This window comes from Paenibacillus sp. FSL H8-0034 (genome assembly GCF_038000305.1).
GTDB lineage: Bacteria > Bacillota > Bacilli > Paenibacillales > NBRC-103111 > Paenibacillus_S.
Genome location: NZ_JBBOBS010000001.1, coordinates 256,145 through 262,500, shown reverse-complemented (window position 1 = coordinate 262,500; position 6,356 = coordinate 256,145). Strand labels below are relative to the sequence as shown.

General features: G+C 46.7%; 3 protein-coding genes and 2 rRNA genes (1 of these 5 cut by a window edge). All 5 read left to right on the top strand.

All coding sequences use genetic code 11. The features are described from left to right. Positions 1 to 1,960 (top strand): 23S ribosomal RNA (locus tag NST47_RS01185) (it extends 963 nt beyond the left edge of the window). A 162-nt stretch (positions 1,961 to 2,122) separates the two neighbouring features. Beyond that, positions 2,123 to 2,239: ribosomal RNA gene (rrf, locus tag NST47_RS01180) — 5S ribosomal RNA — on the top strand. A gap of 250 nt (positions 2,240 to 2,489) precedes the next feature. Next, complete coding sequence (guaB, locus tag NST47_RS01175) at positions 2,490 to 3,944, top strand: IMP dehydrogenase (RefSeq protein WP_341153590.1); 1,455 nt, start codon at positions 2,490 to 2,492, stop codon at positions 3,942 to 3,944. A gap of 121 nt (positions 3,945 to 4,065) precedes the next feature. Beyond that, complete coding sequence (locus tag NST47_RS01170; RefSeq protein ID WP_341153589.1) at positions 4,066 to 5,358, top strand: D-alanyl-D-alanine carboxypeptidase family protein; 1,293 nt, start codon at positions 4,066 to 4,068, stop codon at positions 5,356 to 5,358. Between the two features lie 109 nt (positions 5,359 to 5,467). Then, positions 5,468 to 6,349 (top strand): pyridoxal 5'-phosphate synthase lyase subunit PdxS, encoded by an 882-nt coding sequence (gene pdxS / locus NST47_RS01165; RefSeq protein ID WP_076233599.1) that lies wholly within the window; start codon positions 5,468 to 5,470, stop codon positions 6,347 to 6,349. The last annotated feature ends 7 nt before the right edge of the window (positions 6,350 to 6,356 follow it).

The window sequence follows — 6,356 nt, the reverse complement described above, 5'->3', positions numbered from 1 at the left end:
ACAGACTTTTATCCGGGAGTCAGACCGTGAGTGCTAAGATCCATGGTCAAGAGGGAAACAGCCCAGACCATCAGCTAAGGTCCCCAAGTGCAGGTTAAGTGGGAAAGGATGTGGAGTTGCCCAGACAACCAGGATGTTGGCTTAGAAGCAGCCACCATTGAAAGAGTGCGTAATAGCTCACTGGTCGAGTGACTCTGCGCCGAAAATGTAACGGGGCTAAACCTGCCACCGAAGCTATGGCTCGAACAAGTAATTGTTCTTGGGTAGGGGAGCGTTGTGTAGAGGTTGAAGGTGTACCGTAAGGAGCGCTGGACACTACACAAGTGAGAATGCCGGTATAAGTAACGAAAAGACAAGTGAGAATCTTGTCCGCCGAAAGCCTAAGGGTTCCTGAGGAAGGCTCGTCCTCTCAGGGTAAGTCGGGACCTAACGCGAGGCCGAAAGGCGTAGTGGATGGACAACTGGTTGAAATTCCAGTACCACCGTGAACCGTTATGAGCAATGGGGTGACGCAGAAGGATAGTGACGCGGACTGATGGATGTCCGTCCAAGCAGCGAGGCTGGTGTGTAGGCAAATCCGCACATCGATAAGGCTGAGCTGTGATGGGGAGCGAAAATTGCAGTAGCGAAGGTCATGAGTTCAAGCTGCCAAGAAAAGCCTCTAGCCAGGGAGAAGGTGCCCGTACCGCAAACCGACACAGGTGGGCGAGCAGAGTATGCTAAGGCGCGCGGAAGAACTCTCGTTAAGGAACTCGGCAAAATGACCCCGTAACTTCGGGAGAAGGGGTGCCTCGGTAGGGTGAATAGCCCGAGGGGGCCGCAGTGAAAAGGCCCAAGCGACTGTTTAGCAAAAACACAGGTCTGTGCGAAGCCGTAAGGCGAAGTATACGGGCTGACGCCTGCCCGGTGCTGGAAGGTTAAGGGGAGTGGTTAACCGCAAGGTGAAGCTATGAACCGAAGCCCCAGTAAACGGCGGCCGTAACTATAACGGTCCTAAGGTAGCGAAATTCCTTGTCAGGTAAATTCTGACCCGCACGAATGGCGTAACGACTTGGGCGCTGTCTCAACGAGAGATCCGGTGAAATTTTACTACCTGTGAAGATGCAGGTTACCCGCGACAAGACGGAAAGACCCCATGGAGCTTTACTGCAGCTTGATATTGAACTTGGGTACGATCTGTACAGGATAGGTGGGAGCCAAAGAAGCATGAGCGCCAGCTTGTGTGGAGGCGACGTTGGGATACCACCCTGATCGTATCCGAGTTCTAACCTCGCACCGTAATCCGGTGCAGGGACCGTGTCAGGTGGGCAGTTTGACTGGGGCGGTCGCCTCCTAAAATGTAACGGAGGCGCCCTAAGGTTCCCTCAGAATGGTTGGAAATCATTCGCAGAGTGTAAAGGCACAAGGGAGCTTGACTGCGAGACAAACAGGTCGAGCAGGGACGAAAGTCGGGCTTAGTGATCCGGTGGTACCGAATGGAAGGGCCATCGCTCAACGGATAAAAGCTACCCTGGGGATAACAGGCTTATCTCCCCCAAGAGTCCACATCGACGGGGAGGTTTGGCACCTCGATGTCGGCTCATCGCATCCTGGGGCTGAAGTAGGTCCCAAGGGTTGGGCTGTTCGCCCATTAAAGCGGTACGCGAGCTGGGTTCAGAACGTCGTGAGACAGTTCGGTCCCTATCTGTCGTGGGCGCAGGAAATTTGAGAGGAGCTGTCCTTAGTACGAGAGGACCGGGATGGACGTACCGCTGGTGTACCAGTTGTTCCGCCAGGAGCACGGCTGGATAGCTACGTACGGAAGGGATAAGCGCTGAAAGCATCTAAGCGCGAAGCCCCCCTCAAGATGAGATTTCCCAATTAGTAAGACCCCTTATAGACGATGAGGTAGATAGGTTCGGGGTGGAAGTGCCGCAAGGTATGGAGCTGACGAATACTAATCGGTCGAGGGCTTATCCAAGAAAGAGTCTTGCAAGCGAAAGCGAGTGAGACGCGCTGCTCAAGCGTAAAGTGTAAGTTTCGGATCTAGTTTTCAGGGAGCAAACTCTGAGCTGCCTGTCCTTTGTAAGGATGGATATTTTCTCGCAGTAATTTCGAAGAAGTAACGCTTCGAAAAATCCCGTTTGGTGATGATGGCGAAGGGGAACCACGCGTTCCCATCTCGAACACGACCGTTAAGCCCTTCAGCGCCAATGGTACTTGAACCGCAGGGTTCTGGGAGAGTAGGACGTTGCCAAGCACAGTTATAAGGAACCTTTTTGGATGAAAATCTGGAAAGGTTTTTTTATTTATGATTTCTAAGCTTGTTAGGCTATACTAATAAGAAGTTTTGATGACCTTTTCAAATAAGGTAAGTAATGAGGAAGCATTAAGTGTTGATATTAATTATAGGGACTGTCATAATATATACTTGACATGAAAAAAGCCCTTTTGATAAGATTGCAATCATATATTACGGCAGCTACGAAAATTGAAGGAGGATTATGGTTGTGTGGAATACGAAATTTGAAAAAGAAGGTTTAACCTTTGACGATGTGTTGCTAGTACCGAGAAAGTCGGAGGTTTTTGGAAAAGAGATTGATATTTCTACAAAATTAGCTGACAACATTAAACTGAATATTCCCCTACTTAGCTCTGCTATGGATACTGTTACGGAGTCTAAGTTGGCTATTGCCATAGCGAGAGAAGGTGGAATTGGAATTATTCATAAAAATATGTCCATTGCCCAGCAGGCAGAGGAAGTGGATCGTGTTAAACGTTCGGAAAGTGGAGTTATTACGAATCCCTTTTCTTTGACTGCAGCCCACCATGTGTATGATGCTGAAGAGTTGATGGCTAAATATCGCATTTCCGGAGTTCCGGTTGTGGATGAGAATAAAAAATTGGTAGGTATTTTGACCAATCGGGATCTTCGTTTTGTTCATGATTACTCCATCTTGATTGGGGATGTTATGACACGTGAGAATTTGGTAACAGCTCCTGTGGGAACTACGCTGAGTCAGGCGGAGGGGATTTTGCAGAAGCATAAAATTGAAAAACTGCCGATCGTCGATGAGAATAATACGTTAAAAGGCCTTATTACGATTAAGGATATTGAGAAAGCTATCCAATTCCCGAATTCTGCGAAGGACAAGCAAGGGCGATTACTTGTAGGCGCAGCAGTTGGAGTATCCAAGGATGTAATGGAACGCGCAGAAGCGCTGGTTACAGCAGGAATTGATATGATCGTCGTGGATTCAGCACATGGTCATCATATTCATATTCTTCAAACGGTAAAAAAGCTTCGTGAGCAATACCCTACTCTTCCTATATGTGCGGGCAACGTAGCTACAGGGGAAGGGACTAGAGATCTAATTGCAGCAGGAGCCTCGATGGTTAAGGTAGGAATCGGACCAGGTTCCATCTGTACAACCCGAATTATTGCTGGTATCGGTGTCCCGCAAATTACGGCAATCTACGACTGTGCGTCTGTGGCCAGGGAATATAATGTGCCTATTATCGCAGACGGCGGGATTAAGTACTCTGGGGACGTTACAAAGGCCATTGCTGCTGGAGCTAGTGCTGTAATGATTGGAAGTTTGTTTGCGGGTACAGATGAAAGTCCTGGTGAATCGGAAATTTATCAAGGCAGAAAGTTTAAGGTATACAGAGGTATGGGATCTTTGGGTGCTATGAAAGAGGGTAGCAAGGATCGCTATTTTCAAGAAAATGAAAGTAAGCTGGTACCTGAAGGTATTGAGGGACGCGTTGCTTATAAAGGTCCTTTGGCAGATACAGTGTTTCAACTGATAGGTGGATTGCGTTCCGGCATGGGTTATTGCGGGGCAAGCACGATTGATGCCTTGATTAACGAAACTTCTTTTATCAAAATTACAGGTGCGGGCTTGCGGGAAAGTCATCCTCATGATGTACAAATTACGAAGGAAGCTCCGAACTATTCATAATAAAAGTAAGCTATGAGAAGATGGGGCCCTGCTGGCTGCCATCTTCTTGCTTTTGAACAGGCTTGTTGGCTTGTGGTACAATAAGAAATACGTGTTTGTAGAATGAAAATAGGAGTTGATAATGTTGTTATTGTCGGTAAGACGCGTGTCGATGGTGTTGGCTACTGCACTTCTTGTCCAAATAGGCTCGATGGCGGTGATCCAATCCCAGCCTGCGATGGCGGCCGAAGCGGTTGATTTGAAGCTGGATGCCAAATCGGCTATTTTGATGGATGCTGCCACAGGACAAATTTTATACGAGTTTAATTCAGACACAGCGCTCCCCCCTGCAAGTATGTCGAAGATGATGACGGAATATTTGGTGATGGAGTCGGTAAAAAGCGGTAAACATAAATTAGATGATATGGTTCCAACGAGTCAATATGCTGCTGATGTTATCGGCTCTGGAGATTTGTTGGCATTTAAAGAGCAAGTAAGTCTTAGGGATATGTTCTCGGCGATGTCGATCTATTCGGCAAATGATGCATCGGTGGCACTAGCAGAGTTTGTCAGTGGCAGTACTGAAGAAGATTTTGCGAAAATGATGAACGAGAAAGCTAAGCAGTTTGGATTATCGGATCAGGCCCATTTTATTAATGCAACAGGCTTATCAAGGGCTGATCTAGGCAAATATGCACCCAAGGAATTACAGGGTGAAACCATGCTTACGGCAAAAGACGCGGCACTCATAGCTTATAATCTTATTAAGGATTATCCAGAGATTCTGGAGACGACCAAAATTCCATCGAAGAAATTTCGCGAAAAAGATAAAACGCCAATGATAAATTGGAACTGGATGCTGGAGGGAAATAAGGATAATACGAATTTTAAGAAATATGCATATCCCGGTCTGGATGGATTAAAAACAGGGTCTACGGATGATGCAGGGTACTGCTTTACAGGTACGGCAGTGCGCAATGGGGTCCGTTTAATCAGTGTGGTGATGGGAACTCCCAAAGAACCAAAGCGTTTTGAGGAAACACGCAAGGTGCTGGATTACGGATTTAACAATTTTGAAAAGAAACAGGTGCTGGCAGCGAATTCAGAAATAGATTCGTTAAAAGTGGTAAATATTAAAAAGGGCATAGAACTGCAAGTAGGTCTTGCTACTCAAGAGGAAGTTTCGTTGGTTGCCAAAAAGGGAGCTGCTCCTGAAGAGTTCAAGATTACGGCAGCAGCTGTGGATGAAAGCAAGCTTGTTGCTCCGATCACCAAAGGTGATGTACTCGGAACGGTTAAAGTAAACTACCAGGGGTACGAAAAGACGACGAATTTAATTGCTACTGCGGATGTGGTACAGGCGAGCTGGTTCAGATTGATGTTCAGAGCAATTGGCAGCTTCTTTAGTGATATGCTGGCAGGTACCAAGTCTTAAGAAATACCTGCTAACGGATTGTATATTCCATGGTATTCCTGTAAAATGATTGTTTAGTGGTTTGTGGATTTATTAAAAATTATCGTATATATGTTTGGAGGAAACGGAAATGGAAACAGGTACATCGCGTGTAAAAAAAGGTATGGCAGAAATGCAAAAGGGTGGCGTCATTATGGACGTCATGAATGCAGAGCAAGCAAAAATTGCTGAAGCAGCAGGAGCTTCCGCTGTTATGGCTTTGGAGCGAGTGCCTTCGGATATTCGTGCTGCCGGTGGGGTAGCTCGTATGGCTGATCCTACCGTTATGGAAGAAGTAATGAAAGTAGTTACGGTTCCGGTTATGGCTAAAGCGCGGATTGGACACTATGTAGAGGCGAAGATCCTTGAGTCCATGGGTGTCGATTATATTGACGAGAGTGAAGTATTAACGCCTGCTGATGAGGTTTATCATATTAACAAAAGAGAGTTTACGGTTCCTTTCGTATGTGGAGCAAGGGATCTTGGAGAAGCTTTACGTAGAATTACTGAGGGTGCGTCGATGCTTCGTACGAAGGGCGAACCGGGAACGGGTAATATTGTAGAGGCAGTTCGCCATATGCGGATGATTGTCGGTCAAATTAATAAGGTGAAATCGATGTCCAAGGATGAGCTGTTCGCTGAAGCCAAAAACATTGGTGCACCTTATGAACTATTGCTGCAAATTCATGAAACAGGTAAATTACCAGTCGTTAACTTTGCGGCAGGTGGTGTTTCCACTCCGGCGGATGCAGCTTTGATGATGCATTTGGGAGCAGATGGAATTTTTGTAGGATCTGGTATTTTTAAATCGGAGAATCCTGAGAAATTTGCCAAAGCGATTGTGGAAGCGACCACGCATTACACGAATTACGACTTGATCAGAGAAGTATCCAAGAACCTGGGTGCTCCAATGAAGGGTATCGAAATTTCCAAGCTGGATGCGACACAACGTATGCAAGAACGCGGCTGGTAAGGATCGG